Origin of the sequence: Streptomyces albidoflavus, from assembly GCF_000719955.1 — a bacterium.
Classification (GTDB): Bacteria; Actinomycetota; Actinomycetes; order Streptomycetales; family Streptomycetaceae; genus Streptomyces; species Streptomyces albidoflavus.
On sequence record NZ_JOII01000007.1, the window covers coordinates 253,709 to 271,789 of the forward strand.

15 protein-coding genes and 1 tRNA gene are annotated in these 18,081 nt (G+C 72.4%); 7 read left to right on the top strand and 9 right to left on the bottom strand.

Translation table 11 applies throughout. The annotated features are described in order from the left end of the window. Positions 1 to 43 precede the first annotated feature (43 nt). Positions 44 to 505 (top strand): DUF2269 family protein, encoded by a 462-nt coding sequence (locus IF45_RS0111115; protein ID WP_008410708.1) that lies wholly within the window; start codon positions 44 to 46, stop codon positions 503 to 505. 14 nt (positions 506 to 519) lie between these two features. Here the strand turns inward: IF45_RS0111115 and IF45_RS0111120 are convergent, their stop codons facing one another. Then, entirely contained in the window at positions 520 to 1,764 is a 1,245-nt protein-coding gene (locus IF45_RS0111120; RefSeq protein ID WP_008410706.1) for an MFS transporter, read from the bottom strand. Between the two features lie 384 nt (positions 1,765 to 2,148). Between IF45_RS0111120 and IF45_RS0111125 the strand changes: the two genes are divergently transcribed. Next, positions 2,149 to 2,817, top strand: a complete 669-nt coding sequence (locus IF45_RS0111125) for a DUF998 domain-containing protein (RefSeq protein ID WP_030307080.1) — start codon at positions 2,149 to 2,151, stop codon at positions 2,815 to 2,817. 57 nt (positions 2,818 to 2,874) lie between these two features. Next, positions 2,875 to 3,090, top strand: a complete 216-nt coding sequence (locus tag IF45_RS0111130; RefSeq protein ID WP_018470180.1) for a DUF4287 domain-containing protein — start codon at positions 2,875 to 2,877, stop codon at positions 3,088 to 3,090. Here IF45_RS0111130 and IF45_RS0111135 read toward each other — a convergent pair whose 3' ends face one another. Both IF45_RS0111135 and IF45_RS0111140 read right to left on the bottom strand, forming a co-directional pair. Further along, positions 3,091 to 4,071: an RNA polymerase subunit sigma-70 gene (locus IF45_RS0111135; RefSeq protein WP_030307081.1), complete on the bottom strand. Its 981-nt coding sequence runs from the start codon at positions 4,069 to 4,071 to the stop codon at positions 3,091 to 3,093. Positions 4,072 to 4,298: 227 nt separating this feature from the next. After that, positions 4,299 to 4,369: transfer RNA gene (locus tag IF45_RS0111140), tRNA-Gly, on the bottom strand. A gap of 567 nt (positions 4,370 to 4,936) precedes the next feature. Here IF45_RS0111140 and dcd point away from each other — a divergent pair. Next, a complete protein-coding gene (gene dcd / locus IF45_RS0111150; RefSeq protein ID WP_003949246.1) occupies positions 4,937 to 5,512 on the top strand; it encodes a dCTP deaminase in 576 nt (191 codons plus the stop codon). 8 nt (positions 5,513 to 5,520) lie between these two features. Next, a complete protein-coding gene (locus IF45_RS0111155; protein ID WP_003949247.1) occupies positions 5,521 to 6,018 on the top strand; it encodes a phosphoribosyltransferase in 498 nt (165 codons plus the stop codon). Between the two features lie 93 nt (positions 6,019 to 6,111). Here the strand turns inward: IF45_RS0111155 and IF45_RS0111160 are convergent, their stop codons facing one another. From IF45_RS0111160 to IF45_RS0111185, 6 genes are all read right to left on the bottom strand, one after another. Further along, positions 6,112 to 7,086, bottom strand: coding sequence for a Yip1 family protein (locus IF45_RS0111160; protein WP_030307083.1), 975 nt, complete (start codon positions 7,084 to 7,086; stop codon positions 6,112 to 6,114). Positions 7,087 to 7,219: 133 nt separating this feature from the next. Then, positions 7,220 to 8,668 (bottom strand): FG-GAP and VCBS repeat-containing protein, encoded by a 1,449-nt coding sequence (locus IF45_RS0111165; RefSeq protein ID WP_030307084.1) that lies wholly within the window; start codon positions 8,666 to 8,668, stop codon positions 7,220 to 7,222. A gap of 238 nt (positions 8,669 to 8,906) precedes the next feature. Then, entirely contained in the window at positions 8,907 to 10,526 is a 1,620-nt protein-coding gene (locus IF45_RS0111170) for an FG-GAP-like repeat-containing protein (RefSeq protein WP_030307085.1), read from the bottom strand. 174 nt (positions 10,527 to 10,700) lie between these two features. After that, the gene (locus IF45_RS0111175) at positions 10,701 to 12,137 is read right to left on the bottom strand and encodes an FG-GAP repeat domain-containing protein (protein ID WP_030307086.1); all 1,437 of its coding nucleotides are present in this window, start codon (positions 12,135 to 12,137) and stop codon (positions 10,701 to 10,703) included. Between the two features lie 214 nt (positions 12,138 to 12,351). Continuing rightward, positions 12,352 to 14,637 carry a (Fe-S)-binding protein gene (locus IF45_RS0111180; protein ID WP_030307088.1) on the bottom strand — a complete coding sequence of 762 codons (2,286 nt, stop codon included), beginning with the start codon at positions 14,635 to 14,637 and terminating at the stop codon, positions 12,352 to 12,354. A gap of 342 nt (positions 14,638 to 14,979) precedes the next feature. Then, positions 14,980 to 15,966: an alpha/beta hydrolase gene (locus IF45_RS0111185; RefSeq protein WP_030307089.1), complete on the bottom strand. Its 987-nt coding sequence runs from the start codon at positions 15,964 to 15,966 to the stop codon at positions 14,980 to 14,982. A gap of 866 nt (positions 15,967 to 16,832) precedes the next feature. Between IF45_RS0111185 and IF45_RS31345 the strand changes: the two genes are divergently transcribed. Both IF45_RS31345 and IF45_RS0111195 read left to right on the top strand, forming a co-directional pair. Next, a complete protein-coding gene (locus tag IF45_RS31345; protein WP_030307091.1) occupies positions 16,833 to 17,426 on the top strand; it encodes a hypothetical protein in 594 nt (197 codons plus the stop codon). 6 nt (positions 17,427 to 17,432) lie between these two features. After that, a complete protein-coding gene (locus IF45_RS0111195) occupies positions 17,433 to 18,038 on the top strand; it encodes a hypothetical protein (protein WP_003949259.1) in 606 nt (201 codons plus the stop codon). Positions 18,039 to 18,081 lie beyond the last annotated feature (43 nt).

Consider the following 18,081-nt stretch of genomic DNA (forward strand, 5'->3'; position numbering starts at 1 on the left):
ACTTTTCTTTCCCCCATCTCACCCCTGAAGGGACCCGAACCCCATGGCCAAGCTCTTCCTCTCCCTCCACGTCCTGGCCGCCATCCTCGCCATCGGCCCGATCACCGTCGCCGCCTCGATGTTCCCCCGCCTCGCCAGAACAGCCCCGACCCCGGAGACACCCGCCCTCCTCCACAAGATCTGCCGCAGCTACGCGTACGTGGGTGCGGCCGTGCCGGTGCTGGGGATCGCGACGGGGGCGGCGCTGGGGGTGCTGTCGGACGCTTGGCTGGTCGTCTCGATCGTGCTGACGGGGGTGGCGGCCGGGGTGCTGGTGGCGGTGATCCTGCCGGGGCAGTCGGAACTGCTGGAGCCGCTGGAGGGCGGCGAGGGGGCCGTCGCGGGTGAGGAGGAGCGACGGGCGGCGGGGGCGCGGCTGGCGATGACCACGGGGGTGTTCAACCTGCTGTGGGCGGCGGTGGTGGTACTGATGATCGTGCGACCGGGGTCGACTACGGGGGCGTGAGGGACGCCCGCGGCTCACCCCGCCCGTTCGACCCCGGCGGCCTGGACTTCGGCCTCATCCATGGCCCCGGCCTTGGCGGCCGCCCCCGCCACCACCGTCGACCGCTTCCCCCGTCCGAACCCGCCGTCCATCACTCCACCGACCACAGCCAGCCCCAACCCCACAGCGGCCAGCGAAGCCCCGACCAGCGCGGGCGAGGCCCAGCCCCAGCCGGCCGAGATGACCAGGCCGCCGAGCCAGGCGCCGCCCGCGTTGGCGAGGTTGAAGGCCGAGTGGTTGGAGGCGGCGGCCATGGTCGGGGCCTGTTCGGCCTTGGCCATCAGGAGCATCTGGACCGGGGTGGTGATGAAGGAGCCCATGGCGCCGATCAGCAGCACGCAGACGAGAGCCGTCACGGTGTGCTGCACCGCGAAGTAGAAGGCGAACAGCACGACGGCCATGACGGCGAGACCGCCGTACAGCGTCGGCCGCAGCGCCCGGTCGGTCATCGGCCCGGCGAGCAGCGTGCCGAGGGTCATGCCCACGCCGTACAGCGCGAGCACCAGCGTCGTCGACGAGGAGGCCATGCCGGTGACCTCGGTGAGCATCGGCACCAGGTAGCTGTAGACCGCGAAGCAGCCGCCGAAGCCGACGACGGCGGTGGCCAGGCCGATCGCGATGTGCCGGTTGCCCATCGCCTTCAGCTCGTGCCGGATACCGGCGCCCTCGGCACGCGGCTGATGCGGTACGAGCCGGGCCAGGGCCGCCAGCGCGATCAGCCCGATCACGGCGACCGCGAGGTACGCCGAACGCCACCCGAACTGCTGCCCCAGCGCGGTCCCGGCCGGCACCCCGACGATGTTGGCCACGGTCAGCCCGAGGAACATCGTCGACACCGCCCGCGCCGCCCGCTCCGGCGCCACCAGCCGCGAGGCCACCACGGCCCCCACTCCGAACAGCGCCCCGTGCGGCAGCCCCGCCAGCACCCGCGCCGCGAACAACGTCCCGAACCCCGGCGCCAGCGCCGAGGCCACATTGCCCACCACGAACAACCCCGCCAGCAGCAGCAACAACTTCTTGTGCGGAATCTTCGCCCCGAGCCCCGTCAGCAACGGCGCCCCGACCACCACCCCGAGCGCGTACGCGGAGATGAGGTTCCCCGCCTGCGGCACGGACACCCCGACCCCGTCGGCGATCTGCGGCAGCAACCCCATCGAGACGAACTCGGTCGTCCCTATCCCGAAGGCGACGACGGACAGCGCGAGCAGGGCCAGGGGCATGGCAGGAAACCTCCGAGGGGGACGGTGATGGAGCGGGCGGACACGGACACGCACAACCGGCCGGCCCACAGCCGACCGCCACGCACCCACGGCTGCCGAGCTCCCTTGCCCAGCGCACGCCGAAACAGGACCCGGCACACCGGCCCCTCAGAAGGCCAGCGTCGGGGGCGGGCGGGGCATTCCGGGTGGGGCGAGGGAAAAGGAGTGAGCCGCGCCACTCCGCCCCGTTCCATTCCTGCCGGAGTGTGCCAGGGGGTCCGGGCCCGCCCCTGAGGGGAGCTCAACCCTCCCGCGTGTGAGCCAGGGCACACACTGGAGGGCGATCATCCTGCCGCTCGCCGTCGGTCGTATCAGTGACACCGTCGCAACGAGGAAGGCACAACCATGACCGGCACGTTCACGACACCTGGCCCCCTCCACTCGGCAGCCGCCACTCAGCGATCCACGGCGCGGTGGCTCACGACCGGTGGTGTGGTGGCAGGTCCGCTGTTCCTCGCGGCCGGACTCGCCCAGGGACTCACGCGCGAGGGCTTCGACTTCACCCGAAACGCGATCAGCCAGCTCGCTCTGGGTGGGGCCGGCTGGGTCCAGACGCTGAGTTTCGTCTGCACCGGAGCGCTGCTGGTCGCCGGCGCGGCCGGGCTACGGCGGACTCTGCGCAGAGGCTCCGCCGGGAGGTGGGCACCGGCCCTGGTCGGCGTTTTCGGCCTCTCCTTCTGGGCCGCGGCCGCCTTCCCGGCCGACGCCGGTGCGGGCTTCCCCGCAGGCTCCCCGGACGCGACGGTGATGAGCGGACACGGTGCAGCCCACATGGCCGCCGGGATGATCGGCTACCTCGCTCTGTGTGCCGCGTTCGTGGTTCTGGCTCGCCCGCTCGCCGCCCGGGGCCTCCGTGGCTGGGCCGTGGCGTCGCGTGTCGTGCCCGTGGCTGTCCTCGCCGGGTTCATGGCCTCTGCCGCGTCGGTTCTGGCGTTTACCGCCGGCGCCGGCCTCGGTCTGCTGTGGCTGAGCGCGGTGATGGCGCGGCTGGCCGATGCTCCAGGTGACCGCTGACCGAACGCCGCTCTCACCGGCACCACCGAGATGATCACGAAACGAAACGGAGCCTCCATGACCGACAACGCCGTGAAGGGCCCTGCCAGCTACTTCCCGTCCATCGAGAAGAAGTACGGCCGTCCGATCGCCGAGTGGAAGGGGCTCATTCGTTCCTCACCGCTCACCCGGCACATGGAGCTCGTCGGCTGGCTCAAATCCGAGCACGGACTCGGCCACGGCCACGCGAATGCCCTCGTCGCCCACACGCTCGCCGAGGACAGCGCCAAGTGATCAGGTCGGGACGCCGAAGCATGCTTCAGCGCTCAGGTGTCCCGACAGGCCGAACTGGGGAAAGAGGAGCGCGGTGTCACGGAATGCCGTGATACTCGCGATGCGGTCGCCGGAGAACTCGAGAACTTGGAGCGCCCACGGCTCGTAGCCGGTTCTGTCCGCACGGGGCCGGTACTGGCCGAAGGCGGGGGAGCTGTTCGCCACGGTCGGGATGAGCCGCGAACCGCGGCAGCCGACGGCCGGTCCTGTCAGCCACGACTTGATATCGGCCATCCCGCGCATCCACTTCGCGTACGGCGGCAGGGACAGAGTGGCATCGACGTGGAGCAGCAATCCCAGCTCCTCCATGTCGTACCGGGAGAACGCTGCGGCGTATCGCTCGGCCAGAACCTGCTGCGTGCCACCGGGCGCCGGGAGGCCGAGTTCGTCGGCCCCGTCCCGACGGTCGGCCAGAGTGGAGCGGGCCCGCTGCAAAGCGCTGTTGGCGGAGGCGAGAGTACAGCCGTGCAGGTCGGCGACCTCGCGGGCCGAGAAGCCGAGGACATCCCGCAGAAGCAACGTGGCCCGCTGCTTGGGCGGCAGGTGCTGGAGCGCGGCGACGAACGCCAGCCGCACCGACTCGCCGGTCATCGCGGAATCCGCCGGATCGCCACCGGGCAGGGGGCCGATCCACAGCGCGCTGTCCGCCGGCACGCCTGGAGGCGCGGCGCCGTCCGAAGGCCCGGACAGGTCCATCGGCAGCGCCCGCCGCCTCCCGGCAGCAAGGGCGTCCAGACACACGTTGGTGGCGATCCGGTACACCCATGAACGGAGGGACGACCTGCCCTCGAACTTCCCGGCGTTCTGCCAAGCTCGGACGAGGGCCTGCTGAGCGGCATCCTCGGCTTCTGCGTACGACCCCAGCATGCGATAGCAGTGGCGAACCAACTCGCCTCGGTACCCCTCAAGTTCCCGCACCATCGCCGGCGCTTCGTCACCCATGTCGCTCCCCCGCTCCCGATGACGCGCCACCTCACCATGTGGCCAGGCGTGCCCATCCGGTCGGCACAACGATAGAGCTCCGGGCATGTGCGGCGATCCTGAGAGCGGGCAAAGAGCGACCGTGAGTGCCGCGAAAAAGCTTCAGTGGCGCGGAGGCAGTGCAAGGCGCCTAGGGAGGTTCAGACAACAACGAACCCCCAGGTCGTTGACCTGGGGGTTCGTGGAAGAGCGGGTGACGAGAATCGAACTCGCGCTCTGAGCTTGGGAAGCTCATGTTCTACCATTAAACTACACCCGCAAGATCCACTTCCCCGATGAGGGGTGGATCGCTGGTTACTCTACCCCATGCCCAGCCCCTGCCGTCCACGGTGGGGGCTTTGACGTGTGGGGGCAGGCGTACGGTGTGCGGGTGGGGGTGGCTTCGGCGGGGCGGGGGGTTCGTCCCGTAATGTGCCCTCGGGCGTCGGGCGGTCGGGGCCGGCAGAGCTGGTTTCCGGTGGTGGCGCGGCGCCGTTGTGTGTGACGGGCTCGTGGGGAAGGACTCTGGGACTTTGATGGAGCAGACCGTCGTCCGCTGTGCCGATGGGCACGTGTTCAGCACCGCTTCGTTTCCGATGCAGCAGCTCGGGAGCGGGCGGATCGGGCCGGGGCGGCTGATCCGCTGTCCCCGGTGCGCGCGGCTGAGGCAGGCCGTGCCCGTGGAGTGGGCCAAGCGGTAGGAGCGCGGAGCAGCGCGGAGTACCGCAGTACCGCAGTACCGCAGTACCGCAGTACCGCAGTACCGCAGTACCGCAGTAAGAAGAGTCACCTGCGCGCGGGGCCGTCCGGTTGGGGCGGGCCCGCGCGCTCTGCGTATCCTCGGTGCGTGCTTCTCTCAGACAAAGACATCCGGGCCGAGATCGACGCCGGGCGTGTGCGGATCGATCCGTTCGAGCCGGACATGGTGCAGCCGTCGAGTATCGATGTGCGTCTCGACCGGTTCTTCCGGGTGTTCGAGAACCACCTGTACCCGCACATCGACCCCTCGGTGGAGCAGGACGGGCTGACGCGGACGGTGGAGCCGCCCGGGGACGAGCCGTTCATCCTGCACCCGGGGGAGTTCGTGCTCGCCTCGACGTACGAGGTGATCTCGCTCCCCGACGATCTGGCCTCGCGGCTGGAGGGGAAGAGCTCGCTGGGGCGGCTGGGTCTGGTGACGCACTCCACCGCGGGCTTCATCGACCCGGGCTTCTCCGGGCACGTGACCCTGGAGCTGTCGAATCTGGCGACGCTGCCGATCAAGCTCTGGCCGGGGATGAAGATCGGGCAGCTCTGCATGTTCCGGCTCTCCTCGCCCGCGGAGTTCCCGTACGGCTCGGAGCGGTACGGGTCCCGTTATCAGGGGCAGCGCGGGCCGACCGCCTCGCGTTCCTATCTCAACTTTCATCGGACGCAGGTGTGATACCCGGCATGAGCGACGTTCGCGAGAACCTCACGTACGAGACCTTCGGCACGGCCATCCGTGAGCTGGCCCAGACCATCGCCGACGACGGCTACGAGCCGGACGTCATCCTCTCCATCGCACGCGGCGGCGTCTTCGTCGCCGGCGGCCTGGCGTACGCGCTGGACTGCAAGAACATCCACCTGGTGAACGTGGAGTTCTACACGGGCGTGGGCGAGACGCTGGAGATGCCGGTCATGCTGGCGCCGGTGCCGAACGCGATCGACTTCACCGACAAGAAGGTGCTCATCGCGGACGACGTCGCCGACACCGGCAAGACGCTGAAGCTGGTCCACGACTTCTGCGTCGGCGAGGTCGCCGAGGTGCGTTCCGCGGTGATCTACGAGAAGTCGCAGTCGCTGGTGAAGTGCGAGTACGTGTGGAAGCGGACCGACGAGTGGATCAACTTCCCGTGGAGCGTGGAGCCGCCCGTGGTGAAGCGCGCCGGCCAGGTGCTCGACGCCTGAGCGGCCCGCCGCAGCTGCCTGTACGCCTGAGGGCCCGGACACCGTGTACTCGGTGTCCGGGCCCTCAGGCGTACAGGCTCCGGGCGTACAGGCTCAGAAGGTGCCGAGCTTGATCAGGGAGAGCAGGGCCAGGAGCTGGATCGCGGAGGCGGCGAGCGCCTTCGGCCAGGGCAGGTCGTGGGACTTGGCGACCATCGCGGTGAAGAGGGCGCCGGCGGCGAGCCAGGTGATCCAGCCGATGATCTGGACGACCGAGGCGTCGCCGCCCATGAAGAGGGCCGGCAGCAGGCGCGGCACGTCGGTCAGGGTCATGATCAGCATCGACAGCCCCACCGTCGGCTGCCAGGAGCCGGCGCCGCCGAGCTGGCGGGCGAGGGTGTGGGTGACGGTGCCGAGGACGAAGGCGCTCAGGGTGAACGCCACCGCCGTCGTCAGGACGTACGGGATCGCCGTGGAGAGGGCGGCGTTGATCACGTCCTCGCGGGCCGTGTCGAAGCCGAAGATGGCGAGCAGGCCGTAGAGGAAGGTGACGGTGAGGGCGGGGCCCCACACCTGGTAGTCGCGCATCTGGTGGAAGGTGGGCCCGGGGCGCAGGATGATGCCGCTCAGGAGCTGCTTCCAGTGCAGACGGGGGCCGCTGGGGCCGGTCGCGTAGACCTCGCCCTCCGGCGGGCCGCCGTGGTGGTACTGCTCGTCGATCGAGAACGCCTGGGTGTGCCCCGCGTTGTTCTGCGCCGCGTACGGGTCGTGCGGGGCCTGGTGGGGCCGCCTGGCGTACGGGTCGGGGGCCGTCGGCGGGGCCGGGTAGCCGTAGCCGCCCTGCGGCGGCTGGGGCTGCTGCGGGGGGTAGGGCTGGTGGCCGCCGTGGCCGGGGTCGCCGAAGTACTCCGGCTCGCCCTGGCCGTGCGTCTGGGGCCACTGCTGCGGCGGCCCGCCCTGGTAGCCGCCGCCGGGCGGGTTCGGCTGGCCGCCGTACGGGGCTTGCTGCCCGTACGGCTGCTGCCGCGGTTGTCCGTGCGGTCGGTCGTTGCGGTTGTCCCGGCCGCGTCCGGTCCTGAATCCAGCCACGTGGTCGAACGTACCTGGTCCGGACGGATCGCGCCCCGGGGGCAGTTGGCGGAAGGGGCGTTTGCGGCCGAGCTGTGACATCCCCGCCGGGGGACCCCTAGGGGACTCCCGGCGGGAGGGGCGGCGTCGTGCGTCAGTCGGCGAAGTTGATGCCGAGGTGCGGGGTGCCGGCCGTCGAGATGCCGAAGGTGGAGGCGTAGAGGCCGCCAGTGGAGGTGAGGGAGCCGGAGGCGGCGGCGGTGAGGGCGTAGACGGCGCCGTTGCCGCTGTTCTCACCGGGGGCGCCGATGATCACGTCGCCGCGGCCGTCGCCGTTGAGGTCGTCGATGTGGACCTCGTTGCCGAAGAGGTCGTTCTTCTCGTTCTCGTTCGGCACGCCCTTCGTGTTCTGGTGGAGGGTGCGGGCGCCGGTGGTGGAGATGCCGGAGCCGTCACGGGCGCCGAGGAGCACCAGGGCGGAGCCGGTGTCCTTCACGCCGTCGATGTCCTCGCCCGGGAGGCCCACGACGAGGTCGAGGCGGCCGTCGCCGTCGATGTCACCAAGGTCGAGTTCGTTGCCGAAGCCGTCGCCCTTCTCGGATGCGCCCGGGACCCCCTTGCTGTCCTGGGTGACGGTCTGGACACCTCCGTAGGCGGGACCGTCAGGGGTGCCGTGAACGATGTGGACCGCCCCTCCCTTGGAGGCACCGTCGATGTCCCCGTCCCAACTGGAACCGATGACGATGTCGTCACGGCCGTCCTGGTCGACGTCTCCGGCGTCGGTGATGATGCCGGCGGTCAGGCGCTGTGCCCGGGCGGTGGAGACGCCGGTGGAGGTGCCCGGGAGCCAGTAGTTCGCGTTGTAATCGTCACTGGTGGAGTAGCCGTTGACGATCAGATCGTCCTTGCCGTCGCCGTCCACGTCGCCGGAGTGGAGGTTCTGGGCGCCGTAGCCGTCGCCGTGGACGGGCGCGGTGACGACCGACGCCCGGCCCGTGGAGCCGGAGCGGCGGATCGGTCCGAGGAAGAGGTCGACGGAGGCGTACGCGAGCGAGCCCACGGCGATGTCCGTGACGCCGTCCCCGTTGAAGTCACCGGCCTCCAGCGGTGAGCCGTAGTTGTCGTGCTTGGTGGGGCGGGGATCCTTGAGCGTGGTGCCGCCCTTGAGGCCCGAGGCGGAGCCCCAGAGGATCACGGCCGTGCCCCCGTCCTTGTCGGAGCCGACATCCTCGCCGGGGGCACCGGTGAGCAGGTCGTCGTAGCCGTCGCCGTCGAAGTCCCCGGTGGCGAGGTCCACGCCGAAGAGGTCTCCCTTCTCGACGCCCCCGGGAACGCCCGGGCTGTCCTGGTGAATGGTCGCGTGGCGGTTCTTCTTGGGGCCGCCGTAGATCAGCGCGACCTGGCCCGCCTGGGCCTGGCCCGCGACGGTGGAACGGGCGGAGGTCAGCGCCAGGTCCGCGTACCCGTCGCCGTTGAAGTCGGCGTCGTGTTCGCCGAGGGGGACGGGGGCGGCGACGGCCGTGGGGGCGGTCGCGGCGAGGAGGCCGCCGGTGAGGGCCGCGGTGGTGGCCGCGGCGAGGAGGGTGGTCAGGCGCTTCTGCATGCGGGGTCTCCTGCGTGCATGCGGGGATGCCCGGGGCATCCGGTGAGGTCTCGGTGGCCTCGGCTCTCTCCTCGGACCGCGTGCCCCGCGTGGGGGTCGGGGTCCGGCTGACGGCACGGGCCCTGGCGGACGCGGGGTCCACGGGAGAAGCGTTTGGCGTGTACGTGACCATCAATGGTCGGATGAGGTTGTACGTACGGGGGCACGGGTTTCCGGGCTCAGCCGCGCCCGGCCGACCTCAGCCGGAGAGGTGGCTTCCCAGCTCCGGGGTCCCCTCGGTGGAGATGCCGAGGGTGGAGACGTACAGGACGGCCCCGTCGGTGAGCTTTCGGCTCTTGGTGGAGCGGGCGGTGTGGAGCGCGCCGTTGCCGGCGTTCTCGCCCGCGGAGCCGATGACGGGGTCGGGGAGGCCGTCGCCGTCGAGGTCGGCGAGGTGGACGGCGGTGCCGAAGCGGTCGCCGGGCTCGTTCTCGTCGCGGAAGGCGCGGGTGTTCTGGTGGAGGGAGCGGGCGCCGTCGCCGGTGAGGCCCGAACCGTCGCTGTCGCCGTAGAGGGCGATGACGGCGCCGGTCTCGGGGACGCCGTCGATGTGTTCGCCGGGGACGCCGACGAGCAGGTCCGGGTGGCCGTCGCCGTCGAGGTCGCCGAGGGCGAGGGCGGCGCCGAAGGCGTCTCCCTTCTCGACGTTGCCCGGGACGCCGACGGTGTCCGGGGTGAGGGTGCGGACCAGGCCGTGGGCGGGGCCCTCGGCGGTGCCGTGCACGATGCGGACCGAGCCGCCGAGTTCGCTGGGGCGGGCGGGTTCGCCGACGGCCGGGGAGCGGGGGGCCTTGGCGGCGGCCTCGGCCTTGGAGTTCTTGACCTTCTCGGCGGCCTCGCGGGCCTTGGCCTCGGGGGTGTCCTCGCGGGGCTTGGCGGTCCTCGGGTCCTTCGGGGGCGCGAGTTCGCGGGGGCCGTCGGCGGCCTCGGTCGGGTCGGTGCCGAGGATGACTTCGTCGTAGCCGTCGCCGTCGGTGTCGCCGACCGCGCCTATCGAGCCGCCGGGGAGGCGCTGGGTGCCGGTGGTGGTGGGGCCTTCGGCGGTGCCGGGGAGCCAGAAGGTGGCGGGGCGGGCGTCGTCGGCGGCGTACCCGTCGACGAGCAGGTCGTCCTTGCCGTCCCCGTCGAGGTCGCCGGCGCCGAGCGAACGGGCGCCGAGCCCGAAGCGGCCGTGCAGGGGCGGGGTGACGACGTGGTGGGAGCCGGGGGTGCCGTCGCGGGTGACGCCGCCGAGGAAGACGTCGACGGAGGCGTAGCCGTAGGCGGCACCCACGGCTATGTCGGTGCGGCCGTCGCCGTCGAAGTCTCCGGTGATGACGGGGGCGCCGAAGCCGTCGTGGCTGCCGGGGCGCGGGTCCTTGAGGGTGGTGCCGCCGACCAGGCCGGACGGGGAGCCCCAGAGGATGACGGCGGTGCCGGTGTTCTGGTCGTCGCCGATGTCCTCGCCCGGGGCGCCGGTGATCAGGTCGTCGTAGCCGTCGCCGTCGAAGTCGCCCCAGGCGTGGGCGGCGCCGAAGTAGTCGTACGGCTCGGGGTCGCCGGGGACGCCCGGGCTGCCCTGGTGGATCGTGGTGTGACGATTCCCCTCGGGCCCGCCGTAGATGATCGCGAGCTCCCCGGCGGCCGTCTGCCCCTCGACGGTGGCCCGGGAGGCGGAGACGGCGACGTCGGCGTACCCGTCCCCGTTGAAGTCGGCACCGGCCACGGGAGCACCGGAGTCCGCGGTGGCCGCGGTGGCCCCGGGCGCCACGGCGAGGAGTCCGCCGGTCAGGACGGCGGCGGTCGCGGAGGCGAGGGCGGTGCGGAGGTACGGCGGCATGTCTGGGGCTCTCCTGGGCGGGCCGGGCTCGTCGCCGGGGGTGACGAGGTGGTGGCGCCGGGGGGTCGGTCAGGTTGCGGAAGCTCTGCGGATGAGGTTACGGGGTGCGACGGCGCCGGGCCCAGCCAGGCGGCCTGGGCCCGCTCCGTACGAGGCCGGGCGCGGCCGGCGCCGTCAGCGCGGCAGCAGGTCGGCCGAGGTGAAGGAGAGCGAGGGGCGCGCGGCGGTGCCCTTCGCCGTGCCCGGGTGGACGGTGACCGTGTCCCGGGTGGCGCCGTGGACCGTGCGCAGGACGAGGTCCGCGCGGCCGTCCCCGTCGTAGTCGGCCAGCGCCAGCAGCTGCACGGCGTCGCCCTTGCCGCCGGGCGGCGTGACGGTGACGGCCCGCGCCGCGTCGAGCCCGGTACCGGCGCCGGGCAGCACGGTGACGGCGCGGGCGCCCTCGGCCGGGGCGAGGGCCAGGTCGGTGCGGCCGTCGCCGTCGGTGTCGCCGGCCGCGAGGGGGCCGGGGGCCGAGGTCTTCAGCGTGGTGGCCGGGAGGCCGGGGGCGGCCGGGCGCAGCCGCAGGGTGTCGCCGGCGGCGAGGGCGGTGTCGAGACCGGCGGTGCCGGAGCCGCCACGGGCGCCCGCGAAGTGGCCGAAGGCGTGGGCGGTGGCGGCGGGCAGGGCCGGGCCCGGACGGGTGGGCCCCTGCGGTCCCCCGAGGACGACGCGGGCCTTGGCGCGCCCGCCGCCCGCGCGCACGACCAGGTCGCTCGTCCCGTCACCGTCGAGGTCGGCGGCGGGGCCGGCCGGCAGGTCACCGGGGACGGGCAGGGCGGCACCGGCGTCCGCGGGGGCGCCCTTGCGCGTGAACGGGCCCTGGAGGAACGAGAGTCGGCTGCTGCTGGCGTGCAGCACCAGGTCGGCCTCGCCGTCCCCGTCGAAGTCCCCGCAGACGGGGTGGTCGGGCCAGTCGTTCCCGAACCGGGCCCGCTCGGGGACGCGCAGCACGACGGCCCGCCCGGTCAGCCCCTCGGGCCCGCCGAACACCAACTGCACCGGCACCGGCGGCCGTCCCTGCCCGTCGAACGGCGGATCGGTGGAGACGACCAGGTCGGTGTACCCGTCCCCGTCCAGGTCACAGGCGGCCTCGGTGTCGAAGGCGGCGGGCAGCACCCCCTCGACCTCGGCGGCCGTACGGGCCGGGGAGAGCAGCTGACGGGCGCCCGGGACGAGGCCGCGCTCGCTCCCGTAGACGATCCCGATCCCCGCGTCGTCGCCCTGCGGATCGTCGGGCCCCTTGGCCAACTCGTCGAGGATCAGGTCGGGGTGGCCGTCCCCGTTGAAGTCCGGGGGCGCGGCGGTGTCCCGGGCGGCGCGGCTGCCCTTGCCCCGGGGGACGGGGAGGGGCGGGGTGCCCTTGCGGGACTTGGTGCCGGCCTGGTTCGGGCGGGCCTCGGCCCCGCCGTCGTCGGGCGACTGGGAGCAGGCGGTGAGGGCGAGGGCCGCGGCGAGGAGGGTGGCGGTGGCGGCCCGGCGGGCAGCGCGGGACCGGACGCGGGGGCCGGGGGCGCGACTTGGGGTGCGGAGGAATGCGTCGTCGCCGCGCGCCCGGCTGCGTATGCCCATGCTGGTGTGCCCGTCCCTGTCTCTGCCCGGGACCATGGCGGCCCGGATCGCGGGGCCATGATGCTCCTGGGGTGGGGCGGGGCGTAAGGGTGGGGTGGGCTCGGATGCGCGCGGCGGGGAGGCGCCCATGCCGAAGGGCCGCCCCCGCCCTACGGCGGGAACGGCCCTCAGGTCGTGCTCGGGCGGTCAGCCCGGGTGGTGCTGCTTCGTGGTGCTACTTCGCCGGCTCCGGTTCCGGGGCGTCCTCCGTGGACTCCTCCGGGGTCGGGTCGGACGGGGTCTTGACCGACTCCAGGAGGAGCTGGGAGACGTCGACGACCGAGAGGCTCTCCTTGGCCTTGCCGTCGTTCTTCTTGCCGTTGACCGAGTCGGTCAGCATGACGAGGCAGAACGGGCAGGCGGTGGAGACGATGTCCGGGTTGAGGGAGAGGGCCTCGTCGACGCGCTCGTCGTTGACGCGCTTGCCGATCCGCTCCTCCATCCACATCCGGGCGCCGCCGGCGCCGCAGCAGAAGCCGCGCTCCTTGTGACGGTGCATCTCCTCGTTGCGCAGGCCCGGGACGCTGGCGATGATCTCGCGCGGCGGCGTGTAGACCTTGTTGTGGCGGCCGAGGTAGCAGGGGTCGTGGTACGTGATCAGGCCCTCGACCGGGGTGACCGGCACGAGCTTGCCCTCGTCCACCAGGTGCTGGAGCAGCTGGGTGTGGTGGATGACCTCGTACTCGCCGCCGAGCTGCGGGTACTCGTTGGCGATCGTGTTGAAGCAGTGCGGGCAGGTCGCGACGATCTTCTTGGAGCCCTTGGGCTTCCTGGTCGACGCGTCCTCGTCGTCCTCACCGAACGCCATGTTCAGCATGGCGACGTTCTCCTGGCCGAGCTGCTGGAAGAGCGGCTCGTTGCCGAGGCGGCGGGGCGAGTCACCGGTGCACTTCTCGTCGCCGCCCATGATCGCGAACTTGACTCCCGCGATGTGCAGCAGCTCCGCGAAGGCCTTGGTGGTCTTCTTGGCGCGGTCTTCCAGGGCGCCGGCGCAGCCGACCCAGTAGAGGTAGTCGACCTCGGTGAGGTCCTCCACGTCCTGGCCGACGATCGGGACCTCGAAGTCGACCTCCTTGGTCCACTCGACGCGCTTCTTCTTGGCGAGCCCCCAGGGGTTGCCCTTCTTCTCCAGGTTCTTCAGCATCGTGCCGGCCTCGGACGGGAAGGCCGACTCGATCATGACCTGGTAGCGGCGCATGTCGACGATGTGGTCGATGTGCTCGATGTCCACCGGGCACTGCTCGACGCAGGCGCCGCAGGTGGTGCAGGACCACAGCACGTCGGGGTCGATGACGCCGTTCTCCTCGGCGGTGCCGATGAGGGGGCGCTCGGCCTCGGCGAGGGCGGCGGCGGGCACGTCCTTGAGCTGCTCGGCCGTGGCCTTCTCCTCGCCCTCCATCGTCTTGCCGCCGCCGGCCAGCAGGTACGGGGCCTTGGCGTGCGCGTGGTCGCGCAGCGACATGATGAGGAGCTTGGGGGAGAGCGGCTTGCCGGTGTTCCAGGCGGGGCACTGCGACTGGCAACGCCCGCACTCGGTGCAGGTGGAGAAGTCCAGCAGGCCCTTCCACGAGAAGTGCTCGACCTGCGAGGCACCGAAGACCGCCTCCTCGGCGCCCTCCTCCTCGTCGAAGACCGTCTCGAAGTCGATCTCCTTGCCGCCCGACACCATCGGCTTCAGCTCGCCGAGCGCCACCGAGCCGTCGGCCTCGCGCTTGAACCAGATGTTCGGGAAGGCCAGGAAGCGGTGCCAGGCCACACCCATGTCGGTCTTGAGCGAGACGGTGATCATCCAGACGAAGGACGTACCGATCTTGATCGTGGCGACGACGTAGGTGAGGTTCTGCAGCGTCTCCGTGCTGAGCCCGCGGAAGCCGGCCACCATCGGGTACGTCACCAGGTACGACCACTCGAAGTGGTCCACGTGGTGCAGGGCGCCCTCAAGACCGCGCAGGACCAGGATGGCCACGCCGATGATGAGGATGACGGCCTCGACGAAGTACGCCTGGCCGGTGTTGGAACCGGCGAAGCGGGACTTGCGGCCCGGCTTGTCGGCGCGGGAGAGCTGGCGGATGACGATCAGCACGGCGATGCCGAGGAAGGTCAGCAGACCGACCAGCTCGGTGAAGATCTCGTACGGCGCCCAGCCGCCGATGATCGGCAGCTGCCAGTCGGCCTGGAAGACCTGGCCCAGCGCGTGGACCAGGGTGAGCACGAGCGCGAAGAAGCCCACCGCGACGAACCAGTGCGCGACGCCGACGACGCCCCAGCGGTTCATCCGGGTGTGGCCGAGGAACTCCTTGGCCACCGTGACGGTGCGCTGCACCGGCTCGTCGGTCCGGGTGCCCGCGGGGACGGGCTGGCCGAGGCGGACGTACCGGTAGATCTGCGCGATGGCCCGGCCGAACAGCGCCACGCCGACGACGGCGAGGGTCAACGACACAATGATCGCGGCGAGTTGCATGGAGGCTCCTCGAACCTGCGCGAGCGGATAGCTAGGCGGATGGTCAAGCGGACGGCGACTGAGGCGGTCCCACCGGTGCTCCGGCCGTCCCGCGTTCATTACTAAGCGGTAACTTACTCAGTCCGTACGAGACTACCCATTTATTCGGCCGCACTGTAGCCAGCCCGGCGGTGATCTGCGTCGCTGAGGCAACCCTGAGTAGCGGGGCCGGGTCCCGGTCCGCCGCCGCCCCGTCTCCGCCGCCTCCGCGTCCTCTTCGACGTGTTCGATCACCACATCATCCGACATGACGGGCGGTTCGCCGGGCACCGCACGCCTGGCGCGTCCGCCCCGCGCGCCGGATCAGCCCGGCAGCGCCAGTACGCGGCGCAGCCAGCCCAGGCGGGCCGCGCGGGCGGCGCGGGAGATCCGGGCGCCGGGGACCAGGCCGTCCGAGCCGTGGAAGGCGCCCGGCCAGACGTGCAGCTCGGCCTCCCCGCCCGCCGCCCAGACCCCGGAGGCGAAGGCGGTCCCCTCGTCGCGGAAGGTCTCGGCCGAGCCGATGTCCAGGTAGAGGGGAGGCAGTCCGGAGAGGTCGCGGGCGCGGGCCGGGGCGGCGTACGGGGGCACGTCGGGGCCGCCGGCCGCCTCGCCGAGGAGCGCGGCCCAGCCCGCCGCGTTGGCCGCCCGGTCCCAGACGCCGGAGCCGGCGAGCTGGCGGGCGGAGAGGGTGTCGTTGCGGTCGTCGAGCATCGGGGAGAGGAGCATCAGCGCGGCCGGGAGGGGCGCGCCCCGGTCGCGGGCGAGCAGGGCGGCGCCGGCGGCGAGGCCGCCGCCCGCGCTGGTGCCGTGCAGGACGGCGCGGCCGGGGTCGAGGCCGTGGGCGGCGGCGCCCTTGCCGAGGGTCCAGGCGAGGACGGTGAGGCAGTCCTCGACGGGGGCCGGGTGGGGGTGCTCGGGGGCGAGGCGGTAGCCGGCGGAGACCACGGCGCAGCCCAGCTCGCGTGCGTAGGAGAGGGGGTCGAGGACGCCTTGGCGGCAGTCGCCGACGATCATGCCGCCGCCGTGCAGGACGCAGAGGACGGGGAGCGGGCCGGGCGCGGGAGCGGTGGGGCGGCAGACGAGGACGGGGACACCCTCGGCCTCGTCCTCCGCGACCTCCCAGGCGCCGTCGGCCGTCAGCTGGTCGTCGGTGACCTCCGGGTAGGCGGCGACGGCCGCGCGCAGCGCCGGGACCATGTCGACCTCGGCGGTCTCCGGCGTGGTGCGGCGCAGCTCGGCGGCGGCCTCGGCCAGCTCGGGGTCGTAGGGCGGGGCGGGCGGGGTCGGCTCGTCGGGGGGCACGGGCACGGGCGGGCTCCTGGGGTGGTGCGCGCCGAAGGCGCGGGAGGCGGCCCAGCCGGGCCGGGCGTCCGGAAGGAGGGGGTCCGTTGAGGTCTGCCCCGGACCTGGCTGCATAATGCCGGAGGCAGCCCCGTCGCGTATCCCCCGTCGCGACGGGGCTGCCGTCCGTCGTACGACGCCTTCCCCCGAGGCGTCGTACCGGCCGCCGTCCCCCGACAGGCGGCCCTCTCCCCCCTCGTTTCCCCCGGGTGTCCCCGCGGGTCCCCCGGTTTCCCGGCCTGCGCCGGTCTTCCGGCCTTTCACCGGGCGCCCGGTCTCCCGGGTCCGGCTGCCCGTGTTGGCGGACACGGGCCCCCCGGGGCACGCGCCATGTTCCCGCGCCGCCACCCCCGTGGGCGGCCCGGAAACGGTCGCGTGCGGGCCAGGGCGGGTTGATGCGCGTAGCGCCGCTCCCCACCGCCGGCCTGTGCCGCCGCCGGGGGCCCGCCGCGGCGGTGTGCGCGCACGGTCGAGCCCCGGCAGCAACGCGCCCGGTCACCGTCAGGGCACTCCCCTCGTGGCCCCCTGGCGATGTTTTTTCGAGTTAACAGTGACGTAGAGTGTTTACGCAAGTCCGAATTCGCAGCCGGAGCGCAATGCTCCCCTTTGTCCGCCCTTCCCGCCCTGCATCGCCCGTTCGGGCGTCCGCCACGCCTTCCCGGACGTGAGTCGGGCGTGGACACCGCGACTGCGGCAGGTGGGGAGAGGGCAGACATGGCCGAGAGGCGGCGGGCGGAGTCAAGGGGTCCGTTACAGTACGACCCCGCCGACCGAGATTCGAACACCGTGGCATCGGTCGACCAGGAACGGCGGAGGGGACAGTGGGGGGCCGGATGAACAACGCTGCCAGCTCGGAGGGGACCGAACAGGCCGGGCAGCGGTCGCCCACCACCCCCGGCGCGCCCTCGGGCACCCCGTACGACGACCCCGCCCACCCGCAGGTCGCCGAGCGCCCGCCGACCGGGGCCGAGGGGTCCGAGGGGGCCGAGGACGCCCCCGAACTGTGCACGCTGCGCCAGAAGGTCGAGTACATGGTCGAGAAGACCTTCCCCGGCCAGCGCATCTCCGGCCGCTACTTCTCCGACCTGGTGCGCAGCCGCGGCGGCTCCCTCTCGCACAGCTACTTCTCCAACATCCTGGCCGGGAAGGTCACCCAGCCCTCCGAGGAGATCCTGAAGGCGCTGGGGCTGGGCTTCGGCGTCGACTGGCGGTTCTTCAAGGAGGAGTCCGAGGTCGTCGACGACGTGGTGGCCGGGCTCCAGTTCCTCGTCAAGCGGCGCACCGGCGAGATCAGCGGCGTCGCGGGCCGCGGCCTCGACGCGCACGGACTGCCGCCCGAACTCCTCCAGTTCGCCCTCTCCCTGCTGGAGGAGAGCGAACAGCGCGGCGAGCCGGACGACGGCCGCCCCGGCGGCGCGGGGAGCTGAGCGGCCATGTCGCTGCGCGCGCTGCGCAAGGAGTGCGAGGACGGCCTCGCCGACCTGCCGATACCGTCGCCCTTCGGGATAGCCGGCCTCGTCGCCAACATGGAGGCCGCCCGGGGGCGCACCATCGTCCTGCACGAGATCCCCGACCACCTCACGCGCGTCCACTCCGCCTGCGGGCTGCGGCTGAAGACCCCCGCCACCAGCTTCGTCCTGTACCGCAGACGCCCCACCGCCTACCAGACGCAGCACGTCATCCTGCACGAGCTGTGCCACGAGTGGTTCGACCACGGCACCAGCCTCGACGGCGACCAGCTCCGCCGCCTCCTCCCCGTCTTCGACGCCAGCCTGATCGGCCGCGTCCTGGGCCGCCCGCCGGACGCCGGGCCTCCCGCCCCCGACGACGGCCCCCTCCCCGGCCTCGACGGACCCGTGCAGGCCCGTGCCGTCTACGACACCCACGACGAGCGGGTCGCGGAGTTCGGGGCCTCCCTCATCCCGCGCATGGCCCGCGACGTGGCGGGCGACGACATGATGGGCCGCCTCGCCAACTCCCTTGCCCGGCCCGTCTCCCACCGGCGCGGGGCCCGTTCCCTGTTCCGGCGGAGGCCCTGACGCACTAACCTCGGACGGCCCCCACCGCCCGGTCCCCCGCCGG

Excerpts from the sequence above, each read along its gene's own strand:
- IF45_RS0111175 (WP_030307086.1), bottom strand. The coding sequence starts at position 12,137 with ATGGGCATACGCAGCCGGGCGCGCGGCGACGACGCATTCCTCCGCACC.
- IF45_RS0111195 (WP_003949259.1), top strand. The coding sequence starts at position 17,433 with ATGTCGCTGCGCGCGCTGCGCAAGGAGTGCGAGGACGGCCTCGCCGAC.
- IF45_RS0111155 (WP_003949247.1), top strand. The coding sequence starts at position 5,521 with ATGAGCGACGTTCGCGAGAACCTCACGTACGAGACCTTCGGCACGGCC.
- IF45_RS31345 (WP_030307091.1), top strand. The coding sequence starts at position 16,833 with ATGAACAACGCTGCCAGCTCGGAGGGGACCGAACAGGCCGGGCAGCGG.
- IF45_RS0111130 (WP_018470180.1), top strand. The coding sequence starts at position 2,875 with ATGACCGACAACGCCGTGAAGGGCCCTGCCAGCTACTTCCCGTCCATC.
- IF45_RS0111135 (WP_030307081.1), bottom strand. The coding sequence starts at position 4,071 with ATGGGTGACGAAGCGCCGGCGATGGTGCGGGAACTTGAGGGGTACCGA.
- IF45_RS0111115 (WP_008410708.1), top strand. The coding sequence starts at position 44 with ATGGCCAAGCTCTTCCTCTCCCTCCACGTCCTGGCCGCCATCCTCGCC.
- IF45_RS0111125 (WP_030307080.1), top strand. The coding sequence starts at position 2,149 with ATGACCGGCACGTTCACGACACCTGGCCCCCTCCACTCGGCAGCCGCC.
- IF45_RS0111180 (WP_030307088.1), bottom strand. The coding sequence starts at position 14,637 with ATGCAACTCGCCGCGATCATTGTGTCGTTGACCCTCGCCGTCGTCGGC.
- IF45_RS0111170 (WP_030307085.1), bottom strand. The coding sequence starts at position 10,526 with ATGCCGCCGTACCTCCGCACCGCCCTCGCCTCCGCGACCGCCGCCGTC.
- IF45_RS0111120 (WP_008410706.1), bottom strand. The coding sequence starts at position 1,764 with ATGCCCCTGGCCCTGCTCGCGCTGTCCGTCGTCGCCTTCGGGATAGGG.
- IF45_RS0111165 (WP_030307084.1), bottom strand. The coding sequence starts at position 8,668 with ATGCAGAAGCGCCTGACCACCCTCCTCGCCGCGGCCACCACCGCGGCC.